The organism is Streptomyces sp. A0642, from assembly GCF_004795105.1.
Classification (GTDB): Bacteria; Actinomycetota; Actinomycetes; order Streptomycetales; family Streptomycetaceae; genus Streptomyces.
In genome coordinates this window covers 14,677-39,011 of sequence record NZ_SSBL01000012.1, presented here as the reverse complement: position 1 = coordinate 39,011, position 24,335 = coordinate 14,677, and the positions used below count along the sequence as shown (strand labels likewise).

The 24,335-nt window shown below is 72.2% G+C and carries 22 protein-coding genes; 2 read left to right on the top strand and 20 right to left on the bottom strand.

Annotated elements, in window-relative coordinates; all coding sequences use genetic code 11:
- Positions 1-44: 44 nt before the first annotated feature.
- The 5 genes from der to aroH form a co-directional block, all read right to left on the bottom strand.
- Complete coding sequence (der, locus tag E6R60_RS20925; RefSeq protein ID WP_136328141.1) at positions 45-1,514, bottom strand: ribosome biogenesis GTPase Der; 1,470 nt, start codon at positions 1,512-1,514, stop codon at positions 45-47.
- Positions 1,515-1,578: 64 nt separating this feature from the next.
- On the bottom strand, positions 1,579-2,286 hold the full coding sequence (locus tag E6R60_RS20920; RefSeq protein WP_136328140.1) for a lysophospholipid acyltransferase family protein: 708 nt from the start codon (positions 2,284-2,286) through the stop codon (positions 1,579-1,581).
- Positions 2,283-2,999, bottom strand: coding sequence for a (d)CMP kinase (cmk, locus tag E6R60_RS20915; RefSeq protein WP_136328139.1), 717 nt, complete (start codon positions 2,997-2,999; stop codon positions 2,283-2,285). Before cmk ends, E6R60_RS20920 begins: the two co-directional genes overlap by 4 nt.
- Positions 3,000-3,155: 156 nt before the next feature.
- Positions 3,156-4,241 (bottom strand): prephenate dehydrogenase, encoded by a 1,086-nt coding sequence (locus E6R60_RS20910; RefSeq protein WP_136328138.1) that lies wholly within the window; start codon positions 4,239-4,241, stop codon positions 3,156-3,158.
- Positions 4,238-4,600 carry a chorismate mutase gene (gene aroH / locus E6R60_RS20905; RefSeq protein ID WP_136328137.1) on the bottom strand — a complete coding sequence of 121 codons (363 nt, stop codon included), beginning with the start codon at positions 4,598-4,600 and terminating at the stop codon, positions 4,238-4,240. The genes E6R60_RS20910 and aroH overlap by 4 nt, the downstream gene beginning before the upstream one ends.
- Positions 4,601-4,773: 173 nt before the next feature.
- On the opposite strand from aroH, the gene E6R60_RS20900 reads away from it, so the two are divergent.
- Positions 4,774-5,487 carry a nucleotidyltransferase domain-containing protein gene (locus tag E6R60_RS20900; protein WP_136328136.1) on the top strand — a complete coding sequence of 238 codons (714 nt, stop codon included), beginning with the start codon at positions 4,774-4,776 and terminating at the stop codon, positions 5,485-5,487.
- On the opposite strand, the gene E6R60_RS20895 is transcribed toward E6R60_RS20900, so the two are convergent.
- From E6R60_RS20895 to E6R60_RS20830, 14 genes are all read right to left on the bottom strand, one after another.
- On the bottom strand, positions 5,476-6,270 hold the full coding sequence (locus tag E6R60_RS20895) for a nucleotidyltransferase domain-containing protein (protein WP_136328135.1): 795 nt from the start codon (positions 6,268-6,270) through the stop codon (positions 5,476-5,478). The genes E6R60_RS20900 and E6R60_RS20895 overlap by 12 nt on opposite strands.
- 3 nt (positions 6,271-6,273) lie before the next feature.
- Positions 6,274-7,296, bottom strand: a complete 1,023-nt coding sequence (locus tag E6R60_RS20890; RefSeq protein WP_136328134.1) for an ADP-ribosylglycohydrolase family protein — start codon at positions 7,294-7,296, stop codon at positions 6,274-6,276.
- Positions 7,293-8,027 (bottom strand): NUDIX domain-containing protein, encoded by a 735-nt coding sequence (locus E6R60_RS20885; protein ID WP_136328133.1) that lies wholly within the window; start codon positions 8,025-8,027, stop codon positions 7,293-7,295. The genes E6R60_RS20890 and E6R60_RS20885 overlap by 4 nt, the downstream gene beginning before the upstream one ends.
- Positions 8,024-9,103 (bottom strand): AAA family ATPase, encoded by a 1,080-nt coding sequence (locus tag E6R60_RS20880; RefSeq protein ID WP_136328132.1) that lies wholly within the window; start codon positions 9,101-9,103, stop codon positions 8,024-8,026. The genes E6R60_RS20885 and E6R60_RS20880 overlap by 4 nt, the downstream gene beginning before the upstream one ends.
- Entirely contained in the window at positions 9,100-9,753 is a 654-nt protein-coding gene (pnuC, locus tag E6R60_RS20875; protein WP_136328131.1) for a nicotinamide riboside transporter PnuC, read from the bottom strand. The genes E6R60_RS20880 and pnuC overlap by 4 nt, the downstream gene beginning before the upstream one ends.
- 119 nt (positions 9,754-9,872) lie before the next feature.
- A complete protein-coding gene (locus E6R60_RS20870; RefSeq protein ID WP_136328130.1) occupies positions 9,873-11,093 on the bottom strand; it encodes a pseudouridine synthase in 1,221 nt (406 codons plus the stop codon).
- Complete coding sequence (scpB, locus tag E6R60_RS20865) at positions 11,093-11,740, bottom strand: SMC-Scp complex subunit ScpB (RefSeq protein WP_136328129.1); 648 nt, start codon at positions 11,738-11,740, stop codon at positions 11,093-11,095. Before scpB ends, E6R60_RS20870 begins: the two co-directional genes overlap by 1 nt.
- Positions 11,737-12,954, bottom strand: a complete 1,218-nt coding sequence (locus E6R60_RS20860) for a ScpA family protein (RefSeq protein WP_136328128.1) — start codon at positions 12,952-12,954, stop codon at positions 11,737-11,739. Before E6R60_RS20860 ends, scpB begins: the two co-directional genes overlap by 4 nt.
- Positions 12,955-13,066: 112 nt before the next feature.
- A complete protein-coding gene (locus tag E6R60_RS20855) occupies positions 13,067-13,666 on the bottom strand; it encodes a hypothetical protein (protein WP_136328254.1) in 600 nt (199 codons plus the stop codon).
- Entirely contained in the window at positions 13,663-14,781 is a 1,119-nt protein-coding gene (locus tag E6R60_RS20850; protein WP_136328127.1) for a ParA family protein, read from the bottom strand. The genes E6R60_RS20855 and E6R60_RS20850 overlap by 4 nt, the downstream gene beginning before the upstream one ends.
- A gap of 391 nt (positions 14,782-15,172) precedes the next feature.
- On the bottom strand, positions 15,173-16,288 hold the full coding sequence (ald, locus tag E6R60_RS20845) for an alanine dehydrogenase (RefSeq protein WP_136328253.1): 1,116 nt from the start codon (positions 16,286-16,288) through the stop codon (positions 15,173-15,175).
- A 143-nt stretch (positions 16,289-16,431) separates the two neighbouring features.
- Positions 16,432-18,495: a tetratricopeptide repeat protein gene (locus E6R60_RS20840; protein WP_136328126.1), complete on the bottom strand. Its 2,064-nt coding sequence runs from the start codon at positions 18,493-18,495 to the stop codon at positions 16,432-16,434.
- A gap of 222 nt (positions 18,496-18,717) precedes the next feature.
- Entirely contained in the window at positions 18,718-19,344 is a 627-nt protein-coding gene (locus E6R60_RS20835; RefSeq protein WP_136328125.1) for an NUDIX hydrolase, read from the bottom strand.
- 88 nt (positions 19,345-19,432) lie between these two features.
- Positions 19,433-21,094: a CTP synthase gene (locus tag E6R60_RS20830; protein ID WP_136328124.1), complete on the bottom strand. Its 1,662-nt coding sequence runs from the start codon at positions 21,092-21,094 to the stop codon at positions 19,433-19,435.
- A gap of 405 nt (positions 21,095-21,499) precedes the next feature.
- Here E6R60_RS20830 and E6R60_RS20825 point away from each other — a divergent pair, with 405 nt between their 5' ends.
- The gene (locus E6R60_RS20825; protein ID WP_136328252.1) at positions 21,500-23,302 is read left to right on the top strand and encodes a glycoside hydrolase family 15 protein; all 1,803 of its coding nucleotides are present in this window, start codon (positions 21,500-21,502) and stop codon (positions 23,300-23,302) included.
- Between the two features lie 83 nt (positions 23,303-23,385).
- On the opposite strand, the gene E6R60_RS20820 is transcribed toward E6R60_RS20825, so the two are convergent.
- Positions 23,386-24,312 (bottom strand): sulfurtransferase, encoded by a 927-nt coding sequence (locus E6R60_RS20820; protein ID WP_136328123.1) that lies wholly within the window; start codon positions 24,310-24,312, stop codon positions 23,386-23,388.
- Positions 24,313-24,335 lie beyond the last annotated feature (23 nt).

Below are 24,335 nucleotides of genomic sequence, written 5' to 3'. Positions count from 1 at the left end.
GTGGTCCGGGGCTCCGTCGTGTTCAGGGCCTGGCCCGCCAGGGACTACTTGTTGCGGCCGCGCTTCTCGCGGACCCGCACCGAGATGTGGATCGGCGTGCCCTCGAAGCCGAACTCCTCACGCAGCCGGCGCTCGACGAACCGGCGGTAGCCGTGCTCCAGGAAGCCGGAGGCGAAGAGCACGAAGCGCGGCGGCTTGGTGCCCGCCTGGGTGCCGAAGAGGATGCGGGGCTGCTTGCCGCCCCGGATCGGGTGCGGGTGCGAGGCGACGATCTCGCCGAGGAACGCGTTCAGCCGGCCCGTCGGGACACGGGTCTCCCAGCCCTCCAGCGCCGTCTCGATCGCCGGGACCAGCTTCTCCATGTGGCGGCCGGTGAGGGCCGAGACGTTGACCCGGGGGGCCCACGCGACCTGCGCGAGCTCCGTCTCGATCTCGCGCTCCAGGTAGTAGCGGCGCTCCTCGTCCAGGGTGTCCCACTTATTGAAGGCCACGACGATCGCGCGCCCGGCCTCGACGGCCATGGTGACGATGCGCTGGTCCTGAACGCTGATCGACTCGCTGGAGTCGATCAGGATCACGGCGACCTCGGCCTTCTCCACCGCGGCGGCGGTACGCAGCGAGGCGTAGTAGTCCGCGCCTTCCTGGAGGTGGACCCGGCGCCGGATGCCGGCCGTGTCGATGAACTTCCAGGTGATGCCGCCGAGGGTGATCAGCTCGTCGACCGGGTCGCGGGTCGTGCCCGCCAGCTCGTTGACGACGACGCGGTCCTCGTTGGCCACCTTGTTCAGGAGGGAGGACTTGCCGACGTTCGGACGGCCGATCAGCGCGATGCGGCGGGGGCCGCCGACCGCCGTGCCGAACGACTGGGCCGGGGCCTCGGGAAGCGCCTCCAGCACGGCGTCCAGCATGTCGCCGGTGCCGCGGCCGTGCAGCGAGGAGACCGGGTGCGGCTGGCCGAGGCCGAGCGACCAGAGCGCGGTGGCGTCCGCCTCGCCGCTCTGTCCGTCGACCTTGTTGGCGCAGAGCACGACCGGCTTGCCGGACCGGCGCAGCAGCTTGACGACGGCCTCGTCGGTGTCGGTCGCGCCGACGGTGGAGTCGACGACGAAGACGACCGCGTCGGCCATCTCGATCGCGTACTCGGCCTGGGCGGCGACGGAGGCGTCCAGGCCGAGCACGTCCTGCTCCCAGCCGCCGGTGTCGACGACCTTGAAGCGGCGGCCCGCCCATTCGGCCTCGTAGCTGACGCGGTCACGGGTGACGCCGGGCTTGTCCTGGACCACGGCCTCACGGCGGCCGATGATCCGGTTCACCAGCGTCGACTTGCCGACGTTGGGGCGGCCGACGATGGCGAGAGCGGGCAGCGGGCCGTGACCGGCCTCACCGATGGCGCCCTCGACGTCCTCGGGGTCGAACCCCTCCTGCGCGGCGAGCTCCATGAACTCCGCGTACTCGGCATCGCCAAGCGCTCCGTGCTCGTGGTCCGAGCCGCCGGAGTGAATCTGGTCGTTCATGAAGTCCGTTCCTCTTTGCATCATCATCGATGGACCACGCAGCACGCGGCCCACTACTCACGTCTTACCCGTTGCGCCCGGTGAGGCGCCCGGCCTGCTCCAGGTGGCCGGTCAGCCGTCCCTGGATGCGCAGCGTCGCCTCGTCGAGCGCCTTGCGCGTCCGCCGCCCGCTGCCGCCCGCCCGTCGCCCGCCTCCACCCGTATACGAGCTTCGCACGCCCTCCTGCGCTTCGAACGCTTCGCCGAAGACGACGTCGACGCGGCTGCGCAACGGCGGCAGTGCTGATATCAACCGTCCGCGGCGCTCGGTGCTTCCCAGTACGGCCACGGGCACGATCGGCGCCCCGCTGCGTACCGCGAAATACGCGAGTCCGGCCCGCAGCGAGGCGAAGTTCCCTTCGCCCCTGGTGCCCTCGGGGAAGATCCCGAGCACTCCGCCGTCCTCCAGCACTCCGAGGGCGTGGGTGATGGCTGTGCGGTCGACGGTCGAACGGTCCACCTTCAGCTGACCGATTCCGCGCAGGAACGGGTCGAGGGGGCCGACGAACGCCTCTTTCTTGATCAGGAAGTGGACGGGCCGGGGCGCGGTGCCCATCAGCATCGGCCCGTCGACGTTGTGCGAGTGGTTCACCGCGAGTATGACGGGTCCGGAGGCGGGGACCCGCCAGGCGCCGAGTACGCGGGGCCTGAAGAGCCCGTACATCAGCCCGATCCCGATGCCGCGCCCGACCGCCGCTCCGCGCAGCGTGGGCGCGCCCGTGGCAGGTGTCACTTGGCGGCCTGCTTCTCCCCCACGAGGGTGACGACGCACTCGATGACCTGCTGGAGGGTCAGCTCGGTGGTGTCCACCTCGACCGCGTCGTCCGCCTTGGCGAGCGGCGAGGTCTTGCGGCCGGAGTCGGCGGCGTCCCGCTTGATCAGCGCCTCCTTGGTGGCGGCCAGATCGGAGCCCTTGACCTCGCCGCTGCGACGGGCCGCACGGGCCTCGGGCGACGCGGTCAGGAAGATCTTGATGTCGGCGTCGGGCAGCACGGTGGTGCCGATGTCGCGGCCCTCGACCACGATGCCCTTCTCCGCTCCGGCGGCGATGGTGCGCTGCAGCTCGGTGATGCGGGTGCGCACCTCGGGGACGGCGCTGACGGCGCTGACCTTGGAGGTGACCTCCTGCGTACGGATCGGGCCGGAGGCGTCCTCGCCGTCGACGGTGATCGTCGGGCCGGTGGGGTCGGTGCCGGAGACGATGACCGGCTTGTCGGCGGCGGTCGCCACCTCCGCCGCGTCGTGCACGTCGATGCCGTTGTTCAGCATCCACCAGGTGATCGCCCGGTACTGGGCACCGGTGTCCAGGTAGCTCAGGCCGAGCTGGGCGGCGACGGCCTTGGACGTGCTCGACTTGCCGGTGCCGGAGGGGCCGTCGATGGCGACGATCACTGCGGCCGGGGCCGTCCGGGCGGCGGCGCTTACGGTTTCCACGGTGGTGGACACCTTCCTGGTACACGGGGCGGGCGGGACGGGACGCGTGAACCCGCCCCGCACAAGGTTACCGAGTGCCGGGGCGGGCCCGACCACCCCTGTGGAAAAGTGCCTCCCGGCCCGGTGTCCCAAGGGCTCGGGAGACCGGGGCGGCCGCTCCTGCTCCCCCTACTGCCGGAGCGACCAGCCCCGCTCGCGCAGCGCCGCGCCGAGCGCCGGTGCGGCACTCGGTTCGACCATCAGCTGGACGAGGCCCGCCTGCTGGCCGGTGGCGTGCTCGATCCGTACGTCCTCGATGTTGACGCCGGCCCGGCCCGCGTCCGCGAAGATCCCGGCCAGCTCGCCGGGGCGGTCGCTGATCAGGACGGCCACGATCTCGTACGTGGAGGGGGCCGCGCCGTGCTTCCCGGGCACCCGGACCCGGCCGGCGTTGCCGCGGCGCAGGACGTCCTCGATGCCTTCGGTGCCCTCGCGCCGCTTGTCCCCGTCGGCGGACTGCAACCCGCGCAGCGCCTGGACGGTCTCCTCCAGGTCGGCGGCGACCCCGGCGAGGACGTCGGCCACCGGGCCGGGGTTGGCGGACAGGATCTCCACCCACATCCGGGGGTCGGAGGCCGCGATCCTGGTGACGTCCCTGATGCCCTGGCCGCACAGGCGCACCGCGGTCTCGTCGGCCTCCTCCAGGCGGGCGGCGACCATCGACGAGATCAGCTGCGGGGTGTGGGAGACGAGGGCGACGGCCCGGTCGTGGGCGTCGGCGTCCATGACGACCGGGACGGCCCGGCAGAGCGCGACCAGCTCCAGCGCGAGGTTGAGGACCTCGGTGTCGGTGTCCCGGGTGGGCGTGAGGACCCAGGGGCGGCCCTCGAACAGGTCGGCGGTGGCGGCGAGCGGGCCGGAGCGCTCCTTGCCGGCCATGGGGTGCGTACCGATGTACGGGGCGAGGTCGACGCCGAGCGCCTCCAGCTCGCGGCGCGGTCCGCCCTTGACGCTCGCGACGTCGAGGTAGCCGCGGGCGACCCCGCCGTTCATGGCGGCGGCGAGCACGGTCGCGGTGTGGGCCGGCGGCACCGCGATCACCGCCAGGTCGACACGGCCCTCGGGCGGCTCCTCGGTACCGGCGCCCAGCGCGGCCGCCGTACGGGCCGACTCCGGGTCGTGGTCGACGAGGTGGACCTTGATGCCGCGCCCGGCGAGGGCGAGGGCGGCGGAGGTGCCGACGAGGCCCGTTCCGATGACGACGGCGGTTCTCACTGGGCGATGTCCTTGCGGAGGGAGGCGGTGGCGCCGAGGTAGACGTGGGCGATCTCGGACTTGGCGAGATACGTCTCGACATGGGCGAGGATCCGGACCACCCGGGGCATGGCCCCCTGGATGTCCAGCTCCTGGGCGCAGATCAGCGGTACGTCGACGATACCGATGCCGCGCGCCGCGGCGGCGGGGAAGTCGCAGTGCAGGTCGGGTGTGGCCGTGAACCAGATGCTGATCAGATCGTCCGCGACCAGACCGTTGCGCTCAAGGACGGCGGTGAGCAGGGCGCTGACCTGCTCGTCCATGTGCCCGGCCTCGTCCCGCTCCAGCTGGACGGCTCCGCGGACCGCTCGTACCGCCACGTCGTGCTCCTTGCCTGTGCCTGTCGCGTCTGTGCTTGCGTTTCAGCCTAGAGGGGCGGCGCGGTCCCGCGCCGGGCCGCCCTGTCCGTGAGACGCGGGCGGTGGCGTGCGCGCGGCCGGGAGAGGCCGCTGCCGTCCGTACGAGGGCGTGCCGGCTCGCGTACCCTCCCCGCATGATCTCCCCCGCCGACGAGGCCCTGGTCCGCGACCACACGGTCTACTCCTGCGTGATGGGCTCACGCGCCTTCGGGCTCGCGACGGACGGCAGCGACACCGACCGGCGCGGGGTGTTCCTCGCCCCGACCCCGCTGTTCTGGCGTTTCGACAAGCCTCCGGCGCATGTCGACGGGCCGGCGGACGAGCAGTTCTCCTGGGAGCTGGAACGGTTCTGCTCCCTGGCGCTGCGGGCCAACCCCAATGTGCTGGAGTGCCTGCACTCGCCCCTCGTGGAGCGGGTCGACGCGACCGGCCGTGAGCTCCTGTCGCTGCGGGGCGCGTTCCTGTCCCGGGAGGCTCATCGGACCTTCGTCCGGTACGCGCTGGGGCAGCGCAGGAAGCTGGAGGCGGACGTGCGGCAGTACGGGGCGCCGCGCTGGAAGCACGCGATGCATCTGCTGCGGCTGCTGGCGAGCTGCCGGGACCTGCTGCGTACGGGAGAACTCACCATCGACGTGGGCGCGGCCCGGGAGGAGCTGCTGGCGGTCAAGCGGGGCGAGGTCGCGTGGCGGGAGGTGGAGCGGCGCATGAGTGCCCTGGCCGAGGAGAACGACGAGGCCGCCGCCGTCTCGCCCCTCCCCGCCCACCCGGACCGGGCACGCGTCGAGGACTTCCTGATCCGCACCCGCAGGGCGTCGGCCCTGGCGTCCGGGGAGGGTTCAGCCGGCTGAGGCCGGGGTGAGGCGCGCCCGCACCACCAGTTCGTGCAGCGCGTCGAACCCGCTCGCTGCGTCCGGGAGCTCCGAGTCGGCCTGGGCCCGGTCGAGCGTCCGGTGCAGCGACTCCACGTCCCGGGCCGCCTCGGCCCGGTCCACTCCCTCCGCTCCCCCGTGTTCGGCCGCGGCCTTGGCCGTGATCAGGCCGGGGAGGCAGGAGGGCGCCGGCACCCGGGTGAGCAGCGTGGGCAGGTGCGCCAGCACCTCGCCGCTGCGCATCAGGTGGATGCCGGTGAGCAGCGCCCGGAAGGTGTACAGGAGCGGTTTCAGTTGGCCGGTCCTCTCGAAGAGCCTCCACTGGGTGCGGGCGAATCCGCGGTAGTGGTGGGCGTGGTTGCGGGTGAGGACGGCCGGGGCGAGGGCCACCAGTTCGGCGTGCACCGCGGTCGTGTGCACCACCAGCGGCGACAGCAGCTGCTCCAGCACATAGCCGTTCGGCTTCAGCATCAGCCGGGCGAACTTGCGGAGGTCGTGGGTGACCAGGTCCATCTCCACCCCCTCCTCGCTGTCCCACATCCGCGAGCGGGTCTCCTCCGGCTCCCGGAGCCCCACGAGGTCCTCGGCGGGCAGGACGTGGACCCCCCGCAGGTCCACATCCGAGTCCCGGGACGGGAACCCGTACAGGTGCGCTCCGGAGACCGTGGCGAACAGCAGCGGGTGGCGTTCCCCGGCGAGGACCGGGCCGAGGTCGGTGACCGGCAGCCCGGCGTCCTGGAGGTGCGTGGTGTCCGTGCTCATGGATCAAGCGTCCCAGAGCGCCCCCAGTGACAGGAGGTCGCTCCGGTACTCGATCCGCTCGGACCATTCCTTGGGCCAGGCCGCCGAGCCCAGGTGCGCGCCGGCCAGCGCGCCGGTCAGGCAGGCGAGCGAGTCCGAGTCGCCCCGGGTGCAGGCGGCGCGGCGCAGGGCGGTGACGGGTTCGTCGGGGAAGAGCAGGAAGCAGTGCAGGGCCGTGGCGAGGGCCTCCTCGGCGATCCAGCCGTCGCCGGTGCTCTCGCAGGGGTCGGTCTCGGGGGACGGGTGGCGCAGGGCGTCCTGGACCCGGGCGAGGGCGGTGAGGCACTCGTCCCAGCCGCGCTGGATGAACAGCTCCGGGGAGGAGTCCCCCGCGTGGCGCCAGAGATCGCCGAGCCAGCGGGTGAGGTAGCGGCCGCTGTTCTCGTAGGCGTAGCTGCGCAGCTGCCCGATGAGGCCCATCGGTTCCGCGCCCTGCGCCAGGAGGTACACCGCCCGGGCCATCAGGTCGGAGGCGGCGAGGGCGGTCGGGTGTCCGTGGGTGAGGGCCGCCTGGAGCTGTGCGGCGCCGGCGCGCTGCTCGTCGCTCAGCCCGGGGACGAGTCCGACCGGTGCGACGCGCATGTTGGCGCCGCATCCCTTGGAGCCGGTCTGGCTGGCCTCCTGCCAGAGGCGGTCGCTGTCGAGCAGCCGGCAGGCGGTCATGCAGGTGCGGCCGGGGGCGCGGTTGTTGTCGGGCGAGTGGTACCAGTCGACGAACTCGTCGCGCACCGGTCGCACGAGGCGCAGGGGGGTGAGCAGTCCGCGGTCCATGGCGGTGCGGATTCCGCGGCCGAGGGCGAGGGTCATCTGGGTGTCGTCGCTGACGATCGCCGGCTTCGGCAGCCGCATCTGGCGCCACGGGCCGCATTTGACGAGGATCGACGGCACGTTGTTGAACTCGGTCGGGAAGCCCAGTGCGTCGCCGAGCGCGAGCCCGGTGAGCGCGCCGGTGGCGGCCTGTTTGGTGAGGGTCCTGGTCACGATCATGTGCTTCTTCCTTCCGGTCGCAGCAGTGGGGGGTGCAGGGCGGTGGCGGCGCCCGCCCGGTAGAGCGCGGCCGGTTTCCCCCGGCCGCCGGTGCGGCGCGGCGCCCCCTCCACGGCCTGGACGAAGCCGGGTGTGGCGAGGACCTTGCGCCGGAAGTTGGGCCGGTCCAGCTCGACGCCCCAGACCGTCTCGTACACCTGCTGGAGTTCTCCCAGGGTGAATTCGGGCGGGCAGAACGCGGTGGCCAGGCAGGTGTACTCGAGTTTCGCGCCGATCCTGGCCCGGGCGTCGCCCAGGATGACGTCGTGGTCGAAGGCGAGCGTGCCGAGCCTGCCGGCGTCCCACCACCGGGCGCCTGCCGCGTCGCCGCCGCCGCGTGGTTCCGGCAGATCGGGCACGAGGGCGGCGTAGGCGACGGAGACGACCCGCATCCTCGGGTCGCGGTCCGGTTCGCTGTAGGTGCGCAATTGCTCCAGGTGGAGGGACGGGAGGGTGTCCTCGGTCAGCCCGGTCTCCTCGGCCAGCTCCCTGCGGGCCGCGGTCCCGGCGGACTCCCGGGGCAGCACGAAGCCGCCGGGCAGTGCCCAGTGGCCCTTGTACGGCTCCTCGCCGCGTTCGACGAGCAGGACGTGCAGCCGGGACTCGCGGACGGTGAAGACGGCGAGGTCGACGGTGACGGCGAACGGCTCGAAGGCGTGCGGGTCGTAGCCCTCGGGGGCGGCGGCGTTCATCGTCGCTCCGGGAGCGGCGCGGCGAAGTGCCAGCCGTCGGCGAGCAGGGCGTCGACGGCCGTGACGGCGGCGGCCAGCCGTTCCTGCCGGTCGCCGGTGACCTCGGTGAACGTCCGTCCGGTCCGCGTGAGTTCGGCCCGGAAGCGGTCGGTCATCCAGGGCCGCAACTCCTCGCCGTCGCGCAGACCGTCGTCCTCGAAGGCGACGCCCTCGTGGTCGGTGAGCAGCCACAGGTGGTGGGTGACCCGGTCGGCCGTCCGCTCGACGAGGGGGTTGCGGCCGCCGACGTACCGCTCGTGCCACACCGTCGTGGCGAAGGAGTCCGTGTCGCAGACGAGCAGCGGGGATCCGGTGCGGGCCGCGGCCTCCTCGCGGGCGTTCTGCGTCTCGGCGATGAGCGGGAAGTCGTGGGTGGTGAAGGTGACGTCCTCCCACTGGGCGTCGGGCCGGCGGGTGCGCAGCGCGGCGAGCTTCTGCTCGCTGAACTCGCGCCCGTACTCGGCGACGTATCCGGTGTGCGCCCAGATGCCGCCGCGCCGGCGGTAGTGGGCGGCGAGGTCGCGGGCCAGCGTGGTGGTGCCGGTGGACTCGGCGCCGAGGACGACGACCCGGCGGGCGAGGGCCGCGCGGACCGGCGGTTCGAGGTAGTCCCAGCAGCCGGCCGGGTCCGCGCGGACGGCGGTGCCGGAGACCGGGAAGACCGTACGGCCGGGGTCCACGCAGACGGACTCCGCGCCGAAGCGGCGGGCGAGTTCGTCCCCGTAGGACTCCGAGGTGAAGACGGCGTCCACCGGCTCGGGCACGGCCCCGGTGAAGACCGCCATGTGGGCGTCCCAGACCGCCGGGTCGTGGAGATCCATGCGGGTGTCGTCGACGGCGCCCACCACCGTCACGTCCGGGTGCACCTCGCGCATCCAGGCGACGCGGTCCGCGAGCGGCACGGATTCCACCGAGGCGGCGCAGACCAGCACCGTGAGCCGCTCGCAGCGGTCCCGGGCGGTGCGGACGAGGTGGTGGTGGCCGGCGTGCGGCGGATAGAACTTGCCGAGCACCAGCCCGTGCGCGAAACGCTTCATGCCGCGGCCTCCACGGGCTCGGGACGCCGGACGGTGAGGTCCCGCCGCCAGTTGCGCAGTCCGATCAGGCACAGCGTCAGGAAGCCGACGTACAGCAACGAGGTCAGATAGAGCTCCTTGTACGCGTACAGCGGGATGTAGACCACGTCGGCGGCGATCCACAGCCACCACGACTCGACGAGCTTCCTGCACTGCCCGTACGTCGCCGCGAGCGACAGGGCGGTCGTCAGCGCGTCCCAGAAGGGCACGGTCGAGTCGGTGGCCCGGTCGAGCAGGACGGTCAGTGCGAGGGTCCCCACCGCCCCTGCCGCGAGCAGCCCGGTCCACTCGGTGCGGGTGGTGCTCCGCACCGGCAGGCCGTCGGTCCCTGGTCCACCCCCGTGGGTCCAGGTCCACCAGCCGTAGGCGGCAAGGGCGATGAAGACGATCTGGAGGCCCGCGTCCGCGTACAGACCGGACTGGGCGAACAGCAGGATGAAGAAGACGTTGTTGGCGATGCCGATCGGCCAGTTGGCGAGGTGCTGGCGGGCCACGAGCCAGACGCACAGCGCACCGCTGCCGAAGCCCAGTACCTCGGTCCAGCTGACCGGGGTGTCCAGAACGGTCACCAGGGGTTGCTGCAGAGGATCGAGTACATCCGCGAGACTCACGCCCGCCTCCTTAATAGTCACTCTGACTATAAAGGGAGATCGGAGGCAGCAAAAGGCCCGCGGCAGGTTCCTTTCGAAATCCGGAACCGGCCGCGGGCCGTGAGCGGTGCGGGGACGGTCTACAGACCGACCTCGCGCATCAGCATGCCCACTTCGGTGTTGGTGAGCCGCCGCAGCCAGCCCGACTTCTGGTCGCCCAGCGGGATCGGCCCGAACGACGTGCGCACGAGACGCTCGACGGGGAAGCCGGCCTCGGCCAGCATCCGGCGGACGATGTGCTTGCGTCCCTCGTGGAGGGTCACCTCGACGAGGTAGTTCTTGCCGGTGTTCTCGACGACGCGGAAGTGGTCGGCGCGGGCGTACCCGTCCTCCAGCTGGATGCCGTCCTTGAGCCGCTTGCCCAGGTCGCGCGGGAGCGGACCCTGGATGGCGGCGAGGTAGGTCTTCTTCACGCCGTACTTGGGGTGGGTGAGACGGTGGGCCAGCTCGCCGTGGTTGGTGAGCATGATGATGCCCTCGGTCTCGGTGTCCAGCCGGCCGACGTGGAAGAGACGCGTCTCACGGTTGGTGACGTAGTCGCCGAGGCACTGACGGCCGTCCGGGTCCTCCATGGAGGAGACGACACCGGCCGGCTTGTTCAGCGCGAAGAAGAGGTACGACTGGGTGGCGACCGTCAGGCCGTCCACCTTGATCTCGTCCTTGTGCACGTCGACGCGCTTGCCCTGCTCGACGACGATCTCGCCGTTCACCTCGACGCGGGACTGCTCGATGAGCTCCTCGCACGCGCGGCGCGAGCCCATGCCGGCCCGGGCGAGGACCTTCTGCAGCCGCTCGCCCTCCTGCTCGGCACCCGGGTGGGTCTTGGGCGTCTTGATCTCGGGCTTGTCCGCGTACCTGTCGCGGTTGCGCTGCTCGATCTTGGCGTCGAGCTCGCGCGGGCGGGCCGGGGCGCCGTAGGGGGCGCGCCGGCCGCTGCTCCGCGAACCGCTCGACGCGGCCTTGGGGCCGCCCTTGGCGCCGCCGCGGGCCGCCGCGCCCCGGCCCTTGCGGGTGCCGCCGTCGCCGCCGGGCTTGTCGTTGCCGACGTCGTAGCGCCGCTCCTCGGGGCGGGGCCGGCGGGGACGCTGCTCCTGGCTGTCCTCCCGCCCGGATCCGGAGACCCGGGGGCTCGGGTTGGTGTTCCTGCCGGTGCCGGTGTTGTTCCGGCCGCCGCTCCTGCCGCCGCCGGCGCTGTTGCCGCCGCTCCGGCCGGCGCCGCTGCCACCGCTCCTGCCGCCGCCGTTGCCGCCGCTCCTGCCGGCGCCGCCGCTGCTGCCGCTGTTCCTGCCACTGCTTCGCATCAAAATTCCGTCTTGTCGTGTGCGTGAGTATCCGGGGTGTCCGGTGCGTCCGGATCGAACGACGGCACACCCTCTAGCGTCTCAGCCTCGATCGCGTCCGCCTCGGGGAGGAAGGGCGCGAGCTCCGGGAGCTCGTCCAGGCCACGCAGGCCCATTCGCTCCAGAAAGTAGTTCGTCGTCCTGTACAGGATCGCACCTGTTTCGGGTTCCGCGCCCGCTTCCTCGACGAGGCCCCTCTGGAGCAGGGTCCTCATGACCCCGTCACAGTTCACGCCGCGCACCGCGGAGACCCTCGACCGGCTCACCGGCTGGCGGTACGCGACGACCGCCAGGGTCTCCAGCGCCGCCTGGGTCAGCCGGGCGTGCTGGCCGTCCAGGACGAAGCCCTCGACCGCCGCCGCGTACTCCGGACGCGTGTAGAAGCGCCAGCCGCCCGCGACCAGCCTGAGGTCGAAACCGCGGCGCTGGACGGTGTACTCGTCGGCCAGTTCCCGCAGCGCGTCGGCGACGGCCCGCCGGGGCCGCTCCAGCACCTTGGCCAGGTGCTCCTCGGTCGCGGGCTCGTCGACGACCATCAGGACGGCCTCCAGGGCCGGCTTGAGATCGAGGTCCGCGACGGCGGAGCCGGTGACGTCCTGTTCGCTCATGCCTTGCCCTCCTGCCGTTCGTCCTGCACGTCCGGTGTCTCCTGGTCGAACTCGTCCGTCACGGCCGGTCCGGCCCCCTCTCCCCCGGTCCAGCGCACCATGAGCTCGCCGAGCGCCTCGTCCTGGTCCAGGGCCACGGCCTTCTCCCGGTAGAGCTCCAGCAGGGAGAGGAACCGCGCGACGACGGTGAGGGTGTCCGGGGCGTCGGCCGTCAGCTCCCGGAAGCTGATCTCCCCCGCCTCCCGGACCCGCTCCACCACGATCCCGGCCTGTTCGCGGACGCTGACCAGGGGGGCGTGGATGTGGTCGATGTAGACCTGCGGCCTGGGCTTCGGCTGCATCGCCTTCACGGCGAGCCGTGCGAAGCCCTCGGCCCCGATGCTGATGACCACGTCGGGCAGCAGCTCTGCGTGGTGCGGCTCCAGCCCGACGGTACGGGGGAAGCGCCGGCCCTCCGCTTCGAGGCGGGCGCTGAAGATCTCGGCGATGCGCTTGTACGCGCGGTACTGCAGCAGCCGGGCGAAGAGCAGGTCCCTGGCCTCCAGGAGCGCCAGGTCCCCCTCGTCCTCCACCTCGGCGGCGGGCAGCAGGCGGGCGGCCTTGAGATCGAGGAGGGTCGCGGCGACGACCAGGAATTCGGTGGTCTCGTCGAGGTCCCAGTCCGCTCCCATGGCCCGGATGTGCGCCATGAACTCGTCGGTCACCTTGGAGAGGGCGACCTCGGTCACATCCAGCTTGTGCTTGGAGATGAGCTGGAGCAGCAGATCGAACGGCCCCTCGAAGTTCGCCAGCCGGACGCTGAAACGCCCGTCGTCGGGGGCGGCCCCGGGGGCGGGCGCGGCGTCCACGGCGTGGGCTCCGCGCGGCGGAGCCTGCTGAACCACCGGAGCCCCGTCCTCCGGGGGATCCGGGGTGACGTCGTCAGGAGCGGGCGCGGCGTCCACGGCGACGGGCCCGGCCGGCGGAGCCTCCTGAACCACCGGAACCCCGTCGTCCTCGGGGGAACCCGGGATCACGTCGTCCGGGGAACCCGGGGTGACGTCCTCCGCGGAACCCGGGATCACGTCCTCCGCGGAACCCGGGACCACGTCCTCCGGGGAACCCGGGGTGACGTCCTCCGAGGCCGCCGCCCCGTCCCCGGGCGCGGATCCGCCGCCCGGCCCGCGGCCCAGGGGGCGGCGGGAGGTGCGGGCGGGCTGGTCGGGTGTCGGCATGCGGATCCAGGGAGCGACGGGACACGGGCGGCGGGCGGCGGCCCGTGCGGGGGGCGGGCCGCACCGCTCGGCCGGCGGCCGCCCTCCGGGCAGGCTACCGGCGCCGCACCGGTCAGCGGCCGCGCAGCCGCCGTACGAGAATGCTGGCGTCGCCCCGCGACTCCAGGTCCGCGAGGACCACGGCGACGGCCTCGCGCACGATCCGCCCCCGGTCGACGGCCAGACCGTGCTCGCCGCGCAGCACGAGACGCGCGTGTTCGAGGTCCATCAGCTCCTCGGCGGAGACGTAGACCGTGATCTTCTCGTCGTGGCGCTCCCGGCCGCTGGGCCGCCGGTTCGCACCGCGGCCGGCGCCCCGTCTGCGCTGCTGCTGGACGACGGGGGCGGGGACGGGTTCCTGCGAGGACGGCGGCTGCGGCCGGCGCCCGGCCTGTGCGGCCACCGCGACGCGGTCGTTCTCACCGCCCCGGCTGCGCGAGCCGCCGGCGTCGGTGTCCGCCGCGGAGTGCTCCTCCCGCTCGGAGGACGCCGCGTCCGCGGAGGGCTCGGAGCCCTCGCCCGGCGTGTCGTCCCCGGCGGAATCGCCCTCGCCGGCCGGCGCCGGTACCCGGGCCTCGCCGTTCGCCTTGCGCCGCCGCTCCGCGGGGGACGAGGACTGCAGCCCCATCCCCCCGGTCGTACGGAACAGTTCGTCGGCGCCGGGCAGACTCACTCGGCGTGACACCGGGCGAGCACCTCCCTGGCGAGCTGGCGATAGGCGGCGGCGCCGACCGAGTTGGAGGCGTACGTGGTGATGGGCTCACCGGCGACCGTGGTCTCCGGGAAGCGGACCGTGCGCCCGATGACCGTGTGGTAGACGTGGTCGTCGAAGGCCTCGACGACGCGCGCGAGGACCTCACGGCTGTGCACGGTACGGGAGTCGTACATGGTGGCGAGGATGCCGTCGAGCTCCAGGTCCGGGTTGAGCCGCTCCTGGACCTTCTCGATGGTCTCGGTGAGCAGGGCCACACCGCGCAGCGCGAAGAACTCGCACTCGAGCGGCACTATCACCTTGTGGGCGGCGGTGAGCGCGTTCACCGTCAGCAGGCCGAGCGAGGGCTGACAGTCGATCACGATGTAGTCGTAGTCGGCCATCAGCGGCTTCAGGGCACGCTGGAGCGTGGACTCGCGGGCCACCTCGCTGACCAGCTGGACCTCGGCGGCCGACAGGTCGATGTTGCTCGGCAGCAGGTCCATGTTGGGCACGGCGGTCTTCAGGAGGACCTCGTCGGCCGCCATGCCCCGCTCCATGAGCAGGTTGTAGACGGTGAGGTCGAGCTCCATCGGGTTGACGCCGAGGCCGACCGACAGGGCTCCCTGCGGGTCGAAGTCGACGAGCAGGACGCGCCGGCCGTACTCCGCGAGCGCGGCGCCCAGGTTGATGGTCGACGTGGTCTTGCCGACGCCGCCCTTCTGGTTGCACATCGCGATGATCTTCGCGGGGCCGTGGTCGGTCAGCGGCCCCGGGATCGGGAAGTAGGGCAGGGGCCGGCCGGTCGGGCCGATCCGCTCACGGCGCTGCCGGGCGGCGTCGGGCGCGAGGGTGGCCGCGTACTCCGGATCGGGCTCGTACTCGGCGTCTGGGTCGTAGAAGTGCCCCTGGGGCGCTTCGTCGAAGTCGGCGAAGTGGGCGGTGTCCCGGCCACTCTCGTTGCCGGCCATGGCGTTCACGTGTAGGCCGTCCATCATCTGGGGGGCTGTCGTCATGTGCTGGAGGGTGGCGAAGGTGCGGACAGCGACGGAGCCGACAGCCTCCAGCCCGTTCGGGCTCTGGCCCCGTGCAGGCATCCCTGGATGAACACCCCCGGGAGTAAATGTCGACTCATTCACAAGTCGTCTTACCTCCTTGGACGTGACCAGGAAACTTATCGATAGGTCAGCGTGGCACCATGCCGACGATTGGCGACTCTATGGCGTGTCACCGCTCCGCAGCAACACAATCCGCCGGACCCGGCCCGATGTGTCGGCAATCGAACACCCCGCTGTCAAGGGCGCGCAGCCTCCCGGGCGCACTTTTCGCGGGGGCACGAATCGGTTGAAGGGTTACGTTCGAGGCGAGTTGCACGGGGCTCCGGGGAGCCCCGACACACGTCCGGCCGGACCTTGCACGGCAAGGTCCGGCCGGACGCACGAGGTTGACGGAAGCGGGGCGGGAACACCCTTCCGGAGGCGGGGGACGTCAGCCGAGGAGCGTGCTCAGTTCGACGTGGTCGAGACCGTGGGCCTCGGCCACCTCGCGGTAAACGACCTGTCCGTCATGGGTGTTGAGGCCCTTGGCGAGTGCGGCGTCACGGCGCAGCGCCTCGACCCAGCCACGGTTGGCGAGCTCCACGATGTAGGGCAGCGTCGCGTTGGTGAGGGCGTAGGTGGAGGTGTTCGGGACCGCGCCCGGCATGTTCGCGACGCAGTAGAAGACCGAGTCGTGAACCATGAAGGTCGGGTCGGCGTGCGTCGTGGGGTGCGAGTCCTCGAAGCAACCACCCTGATCAATTGCAATGTCGACAAGTACACTTCCGGGCTTCATCTTGGCGACGAGCTCGTTGGTGACCAGCTTCGGGGCCTTCGCGCCGGGGATCAGCACGGCGCCGACGACGAGGTCGGCCTCGACGACGGCCTTCTCCAGCTCGAAGGCGTTGGAGACGACGGTCTGCACCTTGGTGCCGAAGATCTTGTCGGCCTCGCGGAGCTTGTTGATGTCCTTGTCGAGCAGCGTGACGTGGAAGCCGAGACCGACGGCGATCTGCGTGGCGTTCCAGCCGGAGACCCCGCCGCCGATGACGACGGCCTTGCCGGCCGCCGTGCCCGGGACACCGCCGGGCAGCACGCCGCGGCCGCCGACCGAACGCATCAGGTGGTACGCGCCGACCTGCGGGGCGAGCCGGCCCGCGACCTCGGACATCGGGGCGAGCAGCGGCAGCGCGCGGTTCGCGGTCTCGACGGTCTCGTAGGCGATCGCGGTGGTGCCGGACTCCAGCAGCGCGTCCGTGCACGCGCGGGAGGCGGCGAGGTGCAGGTACGTGAAGAGGGTCTGGCCCTTGCGGAGGCGGTGGTACTCCTCGGCGACCGGCTCCTTGACCTTCAGCAGCAGGTCCGCGGAGGCCCAGACCTCGTCGGCGGTGGGCAGGATCTGCGCCCCGGCGGCGACGTACTCCGCGTCCGTGATGGAGGAGCCGGCTCCGGCGTTCTCCTCGACGACCACCTGGTGGCCGTGGCGGACGAGCTCGTGCACACCGGCAGGCGTGATCGCCACGCGGAACTCGTTGTTCTTGACTTCGCGGGGGATGCCGACCTTCACGTCGATCACGGTCCTTGGCTCAGAGAGTTACCCGGGCACACCTGTACATACCCGGATATACGCATCGTAAATGGAGACACCGCGAAGACCCGCGGCAGAGCCAGTCTAATGAAGGGGTTCCCGCTGTCTAGCCTTACAAAGCATTAATTTTCTGTCACTGCACTACGGATTTCGTAGGCTGCGCTCTCCTCGCCCAGCAATCTCTCGGCTGCGCCCCGGTGCAGACCCGCGGCTGCGGGGTCGCCGAGGCGGTCGAGGGTGTCGGCCAGCCGCAGCTCCAGTGCGGCCTGAAGGCGCACGTCCTCGGCCCGGCGGGCCCACTCCACGGCCTCGCGGCACGTGTGCAGCGACTCCTGCGGACGGCCCGCGTACTCCTGGACCCGGGCGACCTCGCTGAGCGCCCGGGCGTGGGCGGGGAGATCGCCGAGCCTGCGGTAGCCGGCCGCGGCCGCGCGCCAGTTCCGCAGCGCCTCGCCGTACCGGCCTGCATACGTGTGCACGGTGCCCAGCCGCCCGTAGAGCCGCGCTTCGTCGGCGCGCTCGCCCTGGGTGAGCCGCTGGGCGAGGGCCCGCCCGTACCAGTCGGAGGCCCGGTGGAAGTCGCCCAGCTCCGCGTAGGCGCCGCCCACGGATTCCATCGCCCGGCCGGTGGCGTAGGGGTCCTTCGCGGCCCGGCCGGCGTCCAGGGCGGCCCGGTAGCGGGCCAGCGCCTCCCGGGTCCGGCCGGTCCCGGCGTCCAGGTCGGCGAGGTTGAGCAGGGCGGCCGCCCGCTCCCGGGGCAGATCGCGCCGCTCCGCGACGGCCAGGACCAGACCGTGCAGTCCGTAGAGCTCGGGCGCGGCCGCCTCGGTGCCCTCGTGCGCGGCCAGTGCTCGCACCAGGGCGGCCACCAACCGCCGTGCCAGAGTGTCGAGTTCACCGTCCTCGACGGCGATCCGGGCGGACGCGACCAGGGCCGGCCTGCGCACCCGCAGCCAGGCGGCCGCCGCCTCGGGGCCGGGGAACCGCAAGGAGCGCGGCAGCCCGGCGAGCTTGCGCCGGGACGCGGAGCCCTCCGGTTCGGTGACCGCGCGGCAGGACTGGAGCAGGCGCACGGTGCGCTCGAGCATCCGGGCCCGGGCGAGCTGGATCTCGGCCGGGCGGTCCCGTTCCTCCAGCAGCGCCCGCAGCAGCCCCGCGAGGCAGCCGGGCACCTCGTACTGCGGCTGCTCCGCGCCGTCGCCCCGCAGCAGCCCCAGCCGCACGAAGTCGTCGAGGGTGGTCCGGGCGGCCGAGACGGAGCAGCCGGCGAGCGCCGATGCGGTGTGGGCGTCGGCGAGCCCGGCCGGGGCCAGGGAGAGCAGGCGCAGTATCCGGGCGGCGGTCGGCGGCAGGGAGTCGTGGACCAGCCGGAAGGCGCGGGTCAGCGGGCGGGCGCCGGTGGGCTGGTCGGCGTCCTCCGGAAGTTCCCGGAGTTGTTTCGTCACATCGGCGACCGAGGCCGTCGGGCGGGCGGCCAGCCAGCCGCCGATCATGACCAGGGCGGCGGGCAGCCCGCCGCACTCCTCCGCCAGCGCCTCGGCCGTCAGCGGGTCGACGGTGATCCTCACCTGGCCGATCGCAAGGGCGAGCAGTCCGACGGCGGAGCCCGCGTCCAGGCCGCCGATGGTGCAGGGCCGGACGCCCGGGATGCCGGTCAGCGGGCCCTGAGCGGTGGCGACGACGAGGCAGTCGGGGTTGTCCGGCAGCAGCGGGTCGACCTGTTCGGCGTCGGCGGCGTCGTCGAGCAGGAGCAGGACGCGGCGTACGGCGAGCGCCTCGCGGACCATCTCGGACAGTTCGTCCGCGTCCGCGCCGGGCGGTCCGCTCACGCCCAGCCCGCGCAGGAGTTCGCGCGCGGCACGTTCGGCGGGGACGGGGACGCCGCCGGGTTCGGTGAGCCGGACGCGGAGCAGTCCGTCGGGGTAGTCCCCCGTGGCGAGCAGTCGGCGGGTGAGCTCTCCGGCGAGTGCGGTGCGGCCGGAACCGGGGCGTCCGGCGATCAGCAGGACCCGGGCCCGGCCGCTCCTGCGACCGGCCATGGTGTCCAGTCCGGCCCGTTCGATATCGGCCCGCAGTTCCGTCAACTCGCGCTCGCGCCCGAAGAATCGGGGTGGTTCGACGGCGGCCGGTCCCTCGGTCCCCGCTGCCTCGGCCGGGTCGCTGGTGTCCACCGCCTGATCCGTCACGGGCCACGCTCCACTTCGCTGCACGCGTCGCCCGCCGGGACTCCGGTCAGGGCAGTCCGAGCGTAGTTCAGGCGGGTGGACGAACCCTGAGGAGCGCGACGGGAGGTCCCCCGATCGGATCAGCAGCTTTTCCGATCGGGGGAGCCGAAGGAGTGTCCACGGGGGCCGCGCGAGCGTCGGCCCCGGACCTCCGGCGAACCGGCAGGCCCCGAACGCGAACCGTCAGGCCTCGAACGGCCGCGCGGGCCAGGGCGCCTCGGCGGGCCGCAGCGAGTCGGCGCCGTCGCCCGCGAGCACCGCGGTGAGCGCGAGCACCCCCACCACCAGGCAGTTGTTGTGGAGGTCCCCGGCGAGTACGCCCCGTACGAGGTCCTGGAGCGGCACGCGGGCCAGCTCCATGTCGGCCTCCTCCTCGGCGACGGCGAAGCGCTCCCCGTCCGCCTCGGAGATGTTCCGGGCGAGGAAGATCCGCACGGCTTCGTCGCAGCCGCCGGGTGTCGTGTAGACGTCGGTCAGCACCCGCCAGTCCTCGGCCTTGACGTACGCCTCCTCGTAGAGCTCGCGCTGCGCCGCGTGCAGCGGGTTCTCCCCGGGGACGTCGAGGAGCCCGGCCGGGATCTCCCACAGTTTCTGGCGCACCGGGTGCCGGTACTGGCGCAGCACGAGGACCCGGTCCTCGTCGTCGAGCGCGAGCACGGCGACCGAGCCCGGGTGGACCTGGTAGTCGCGGCGCGCGACCGTGCCGTCGGGCATCTCCACGTCATCGGTGCGGACGCTGGTCTTGCTGCCCCGGAACGGAGTCCCGGTCGCGGTGACCGGCCATTCCTCGGGCGTGTCCTGGATACCCATCTACGTCCTCCCACAAAAAACAGTGACCGGGGTACAGGTCCTCGAAGGACGCGTACCCCGGTCAACCGTAACGCCCCGGAGGGCGACGTCACTTGCCCGGCGTGGCGGCCGCCTGGCGCGCGACGGCCGCCTTCACGAGGCCCGCGAAGAGCGGGTGCGGGCGGGTCGGGCGGGAGCGCAGCTCCGGGTGCGCCTGGGTGGCGACCAGGTAGGGGTGCACCTCGCGCGGGTACTCCACGTACTCGACGAGCTTGTTGTCCGGGGAGGTGCCGGAGAAGACCAGACCGGCCTTCTTCTCCAGCTCGGCCCGGTAGGCGTTGTTGACCTCGTAGCGGTGACGGTGGCGCTCGTCCACGTACGGCTGGCCGTCGTAGGCCTCACGGACCAGCGAGCCCTCGGCGAGCTTCGCCGGGTACAGGCCGAGCCGCATGGTGCCGCCCAGGTCGCCCGCGCCCTCGACGTAGGCCAGCTGCTCCTCCATCGTCGAGATGACGGGGTGCGCGGTGGCGGCGTCGAACTCGGTGGAGTTGGCGTCGGGGATCCCGGCGAGGTTGCGCGCCGCCTCGATCACGATGCACTGCAGGCCCAGGCACAGGCCCAGCAGCGGAACCTTGTTCTCGCGGGCGTACTGGATGGCGCCGACCTTGCCGATGACACCGCGCTCGCCGAAGCCGCCGGGGATGCAGATCGCGTCGACGTCGCCGAGCTGCTTCTTGGCGCCGGCCGGGGTCTTGCAGTCGTCGGAGGCGACCCACTTGACCTTGACGCGGGCCTTGTTGGCGAAGCCGCCGGCCCGGATGGCCTCGGTGACCGAGAGGTAGGCGTCGGGGAGGTCGATGTACTTGCCGACCAGCGCGACGGTGACCTCGTGGTCGGGGTTGTGGACGCGGTCCAGCAGATCGCCCCACGTGGTCCAGTCGACGTCGCGGAACGGCAGGTCGAGCTTGCGCACGACGTAGGCGTCCAGGCCCTCGGAGTGCAGCACCTTCGGGATGTCGTAGATCGACTTCGCGTCCGGGCAGGCCACCACGGCGGCTTCGTCGACGTCGCACATCAGCGAGATCTTGCGCTTGATGGCGGTCGGTACGTCGCGGTCCGCGCGCAGCACGATGGCGTCCGGCTGGATACCGATGTTGCGCAGGGCGGCCACCGAGTGCTGGGTGGGCTTGGTCTTGAGTTCGCCGGACGGGCCGATGTACGGCAGCAGCGAGATGTGGACGACGAAGACGTTGTCCCGGCCTACCTCGTGGCGGACCTGGCGGACGGTCTCCAGGAACGGCAGCGACTCGATGTCGCCGACCGTGCCGCCGACCTCGGTGATGACGACGTCGACGTCGTCGGTGGCCATGCGCCGGATGCGGTGCTTGATCTCGTTGGTGATGTGCGGGATGACCTGCACGGTGTCACCGAGGTACTCGCCGCGCCGCTCCTTGGCGATGACCTGCGAGTAGACCTGGCCGGTGGTGACGTTGGCGGAGCCGTCGAGGTCCACGTCGAGGAAGCGCTCGTAGTGGCCGATGTCCAGGTCGGTCTCGGCGCCGTCGTTGGTGACGAACACCTCACCGTGCTGGAACGGGTTCATCGTGCCCGGGTCGACGTTCAGGTACGGGTCGAGCTTCTGCATGGTGACCCGGAGGCCGCGCGCCTTGAGCAGGGCGCCGAGGCTGGAGGCAGTCAGACCCTTGCCGAGGGAAGAGGCGACACCCCCGGTGACGAAGATGTGCTTGGTCGTCGTGGATGTGGGCTGCATAGCCAAAGGGGGCTCCCGTGGTCGCGATCGTGAGGTGCGTGCCGGCGTTGCCGTCCGGAGAAATCCGGAGGTGCCGTCGCTGCGGTTCGGGGGCCTCGTCTGCTGTCGCCGACGACCACCGGTCCACGGGCTACCAGGGTAACAGCGACGCGGGGAGCCTGCTTCCGGCCACGATGGGCACACCCGGGTCACCGGATCACCCCATGTCTCACACACCACACCCGTTCGGCTCATCTCGGTTGTCAAGAGCGTCGCGCGGATCATCCGGGTGCGTCGTATCCTGCTCGGATACTCGCTCGGGCGAGGTAGGAGTTCGCAGGTCCCCCCACATCAACCCCTTGCAACGACCTCTTGACCCGCAGTAATGCCCCACGGGGCGACATGGCCGTTCGACTGGAGATGCACGTGGCCGGGCGCATCGAGGATTACGCACTCATCGGAGACATGCAGACCGCCGCCCTGGTCTGCCGGGACGGCACGGCCGACTGGCTGTGCCTGCCCCGCTTCGATTCACACGCCGTCTTCGCGGGACTGCTGGGCACCGAGGAGCACGGCTTCTGGCGCCTGGGACCGGCCCGCGCGGAGGGCGCCGAACCGCCGTCGGCGGACCGTCGCCGCTACCGCGGGGACTCACTGATCCTGGAATCGGAATGGGACACGCCGCGCGGCACGGTCCGGGTGACCGACTTCATGCCGCCGCGCGACGGCGCGCCCCAGCTGATCCGGATCGTGGAGGGAATCAGCGGCCGGGTGCCGATGCGCTCGGAGCTGCGGATGCGGTTCAGCTACGGGCGCGTCACCCCGTGGGTCCACAAGGTGGACACCCGCACTGTCGCCGTCGCGGGACCGGATTCCGTGTGGTTCGACACCCCGGCGGAGACGTACGGGGAGAACCTGACCACGTATTCCGACTTCACGGTCGCCCCGGGTGACCGGATCGCGTTCACCATCAGCTGGCAGCCCTCGCACCGGGAGCCGCCCGCGCTCCCGGACCCGGAGGGCGCGCTGGAGGCCACCGCGGACTTCTGGCGGGACTGGGTCGCCCAGTGCACGTACCACGGCCCGTACCGCGAGGCCGTGGTCCGCTCGCTGATCACCCTGAAGGCCCTGACGTACGCGCCGACGGGCGGCATCGTCGCCGCGCCGACCACCTCCCTGCCCGAGGACATCGGCGGTTCCCGCAACTGGGACTACCGCTACACCTGGCTGCGCGACGCCGCGATCACCCTCTCCTCGCTGCTGCGCACCGGCTACCGCGAGGAGGCCCGGGCCTGGCGCGAGTGGCTGCTGCGGGCGGTCGCGGGCGACCCGGAGAACCTCCAGATCATGTACGGCATCGCGGGCGAGCGTGAGCTGGGTGAGGCCGAGCTGGAGTGGCTGCCCGGTTACGAGAACTCCGGCCCGGTCCGGGTCGGCAACGGCGCCGCGGGCCAGCTCCAGCTGGATGTGTACGGCGAGGTGACCGAGGCCCTGCACCTCGCGCACATGACGGGGCTGACCCGCAACGACTACGCGACCGGTCTCCAGCTCAAGCTGATCGAGTACCTGGAGAAGCACTGGGAAGAGCCGGACGAGGGCATCTGGGAGGTGCGCGGTCCGCGCCGGCACTTCGTTCACTCCAAGGTGATGGCGTGGGTGGCGGTCGACCGGACGATCAAGCTGATCGAGTCCGGCGACACGGACGGCCCGCTGGAGAAGTGGCGTGAGCTGCGCGACGACATCCACCGCACGGTCTGCGAGCGGGGCTACGACAAGGAGCGCAACACCTTCACCCAGTCCTACGGGTCGAAGGAGCTGGACGCCTCCCTGCTGCTGATCCCGCAGATGGGGTTCCTGCCGCCCGACGACAAGCGGGTCATCGGCACGATCGAGGCGATCCAGCGGGAGCTGTCCACCGAGGACGGCTTCGTGCTCCGCTACCCCACGTCCGGGGAGGACGCGGGGGTCGACGGCCTGGAGGGCGACGAGGGCGCGTTCCTGGCCTGTTCGTTCTGGCTGGCGGACGACCTGGCGATGATCGGCCGGGTCGACGAGGCCCGCCAGCTCTTCGAGCGCCTGCTGGCCCTGCGCAACGACCTGGGCCTGCTGGCGGAGGAGTGGGACGCCCGGCTGCAGCGCCAGGTGGGCAACTTCCCGCAGGCCTTCAGCCACGTGCCGCTGATCGACACGGCGCTGCGGCTGACGGCGAGCGGGGCGTACGTGGGCTGACGGCGGGGCCCGCCGTCGGCGGGCCGGGCGGGCGGCGGTGGGCGGAACGGCGAGGCGCCGGGAGGCCCACCGCGGCGCCGTCGTCAGCCGGCCCGCCCCGGCCCGTCCGTCACGGCCGGGCGGTGCTCCGAGGGCAGTCCCCACTCGCTCCAGGAGCCGTCGTAGACCGCCAGGTCGCGGTATCCGGCGAGTGCGGCGCCCAGCGTCAGGACGCAGGCGGTGACACCCGATCCGCAGCTGAAGATCAGCCGCTCCCGGCCCTGCGCCGGACCGGCGAACGCGGCCCGCAGTTCCGCCGCCGGGCGCATCCGGCCCTCGTGCTGGAGCTCGCCGAAGGGCAGGCTGACCGCCCCGGGCATGTGGCCGCGGCGCAGACCCGGGCGCGGCTCGGGGGCCGTGCCGAGAAAGCGTTCACGGGAACGGGCGTCGAAGACGGCGGATGCCGGGTCGGAGAGGGCCGCCGCCACTTCGTCGGCGCCCACGAGAAGTCCCGCGCGCGGTCTGGCCGTGAAGTCGCCGCGCTCCGCGGGGACGGCGGGCTCGCCGTCCTCCATCGGCAGTCCGGCAGCCGCCCAGCCGGGCAGGCCCCCGTCGAGCACCGCGACCCGGTCGAAGCCCATCGCGCGGAGCATCCACCAGGCCCGGGCGCTGGAGTAGATCCCCACCGCGTCGTAGACCACGACCGTGTCGCCGTCGTGGAGGCCCAGGGAGCGCAGTTCCTCGGTGAACCGGCCGGCGTCGGGCATCGTGTGGGGCAGCGGCCCCGTGGGGTCGGAGAGCGCGCCGTCGATGTCGAACCGCCGCGCGCCCGCGATCCTCTGCCCGGCCCCCCGGTGCGCGCCGACGGAGGCGTCGAACACCAGCAGCCCCGCGCGGCCGAGCCGCGCGGCGAGCCAGTGGGCGTCGACCAGCGGACCGGGCGGGGCGTCCACGTGACGCGTCCCGTCCCCAGCCCTCCCGGAGGCGCCCTCGCCTGCTCCGGCCCCGTACGGCAGCGTGTCCTCGTCCATGCTTCCCCCCTCGCCCCGGTAAC

Bases quoted from the DNA above. Each gene is read 5' to 3' on its own strand.
- E6R60_RS20885 (WP_136328133.1), bottom strand. From the start codon at position 8,027: ATGAACGCCGCCGCCCCCGAGGGCTACGACCCGCACGCCTTCGAGCCG.
- E6R60_RS20880 (WP_136328132.1), bottom strand. From the start codon at position 9,103: ATGAAGCGTTTCGCGCACGGGCTGGTGCTCGGCAAGTTCTATCCGCCG.
- E6R60_RS20900 (WP_136328136.1), top strand. From the start codon at position 4,774: ATGATCTCCCCCGCCGACGAGGCCCTGGTCCGCGACCACACGGTCTAC.
- E6R60_RS20895 (WP_136328135.1), bottom strand. From the start codon at position 6,270: ATGAGCACGGACACCACGCACCTCCAGGACGCCGGGCTGCCGGTCACC.
- E6R60_RS20860 (WP_136328128.1), bottom strand. From the start codon at position 12,954: ATGCCGACACCCGACCAGCCCGCCCGCACCTCCCGCCGCCCCCTGGGC.
- der (WP_136328141.1), bottom strand. From the start codon at position 1,514: ATGAACGACCAGATTCACTCCGGCGGCTCGGACCACGAGCACGGAGCG.
- E6R60_RS20820 (WP_136328123.1), bottom strand. From the start codon at position 24,312: ATGGACGAGGACACGCTGCCGTACGGGGCCGGAGCAGGCGAGGGCGCC.
- E6R60_RS20835 (WP_136328125.1), bottom strand. From the start codon at position 19,344: ATGGGTATCCAGGACACGCCCGAGGAATGGCCGGTCACCGCGACCGGG.
- E6R60_RS20870 (WP_136328130.1), bottom strand. From the start codon at position 11,093: ATGCGAAGCAGTGGCAGGAACAGCGGCAGCAGCGGCGGCGCCGGCAGG.
- E6R60_RS20850 (WP_136328127.1), bottom strand. From the start codon at position 14,781: ATGCCTGCACGGGGCCAGAGCCCGAACGGGCTGGAGGCTGTCGGCTCC.
- E6R60_RS20890 (WP_136328134.1), bottom strand. From the start codon at position 7,296: ATGATCGTGACCAGGACCCTCACCAAACAGGCCGCCACCGGCGCGCTC.
- E6R60_RS20830 (WP_136328124.1), bottom strand. From the start codon at position 21,094: ATGCAGCCCACATCCACGACGACCAAGCACATCTTCGTCACCGGGGGT.
- scpB (WP_136328129.1), bottom strand. From the start codon at position 11,740: ATGAGCGAACAGGACGTCACCGGCTCCGCCGTCGCGGACCTCGATCTC.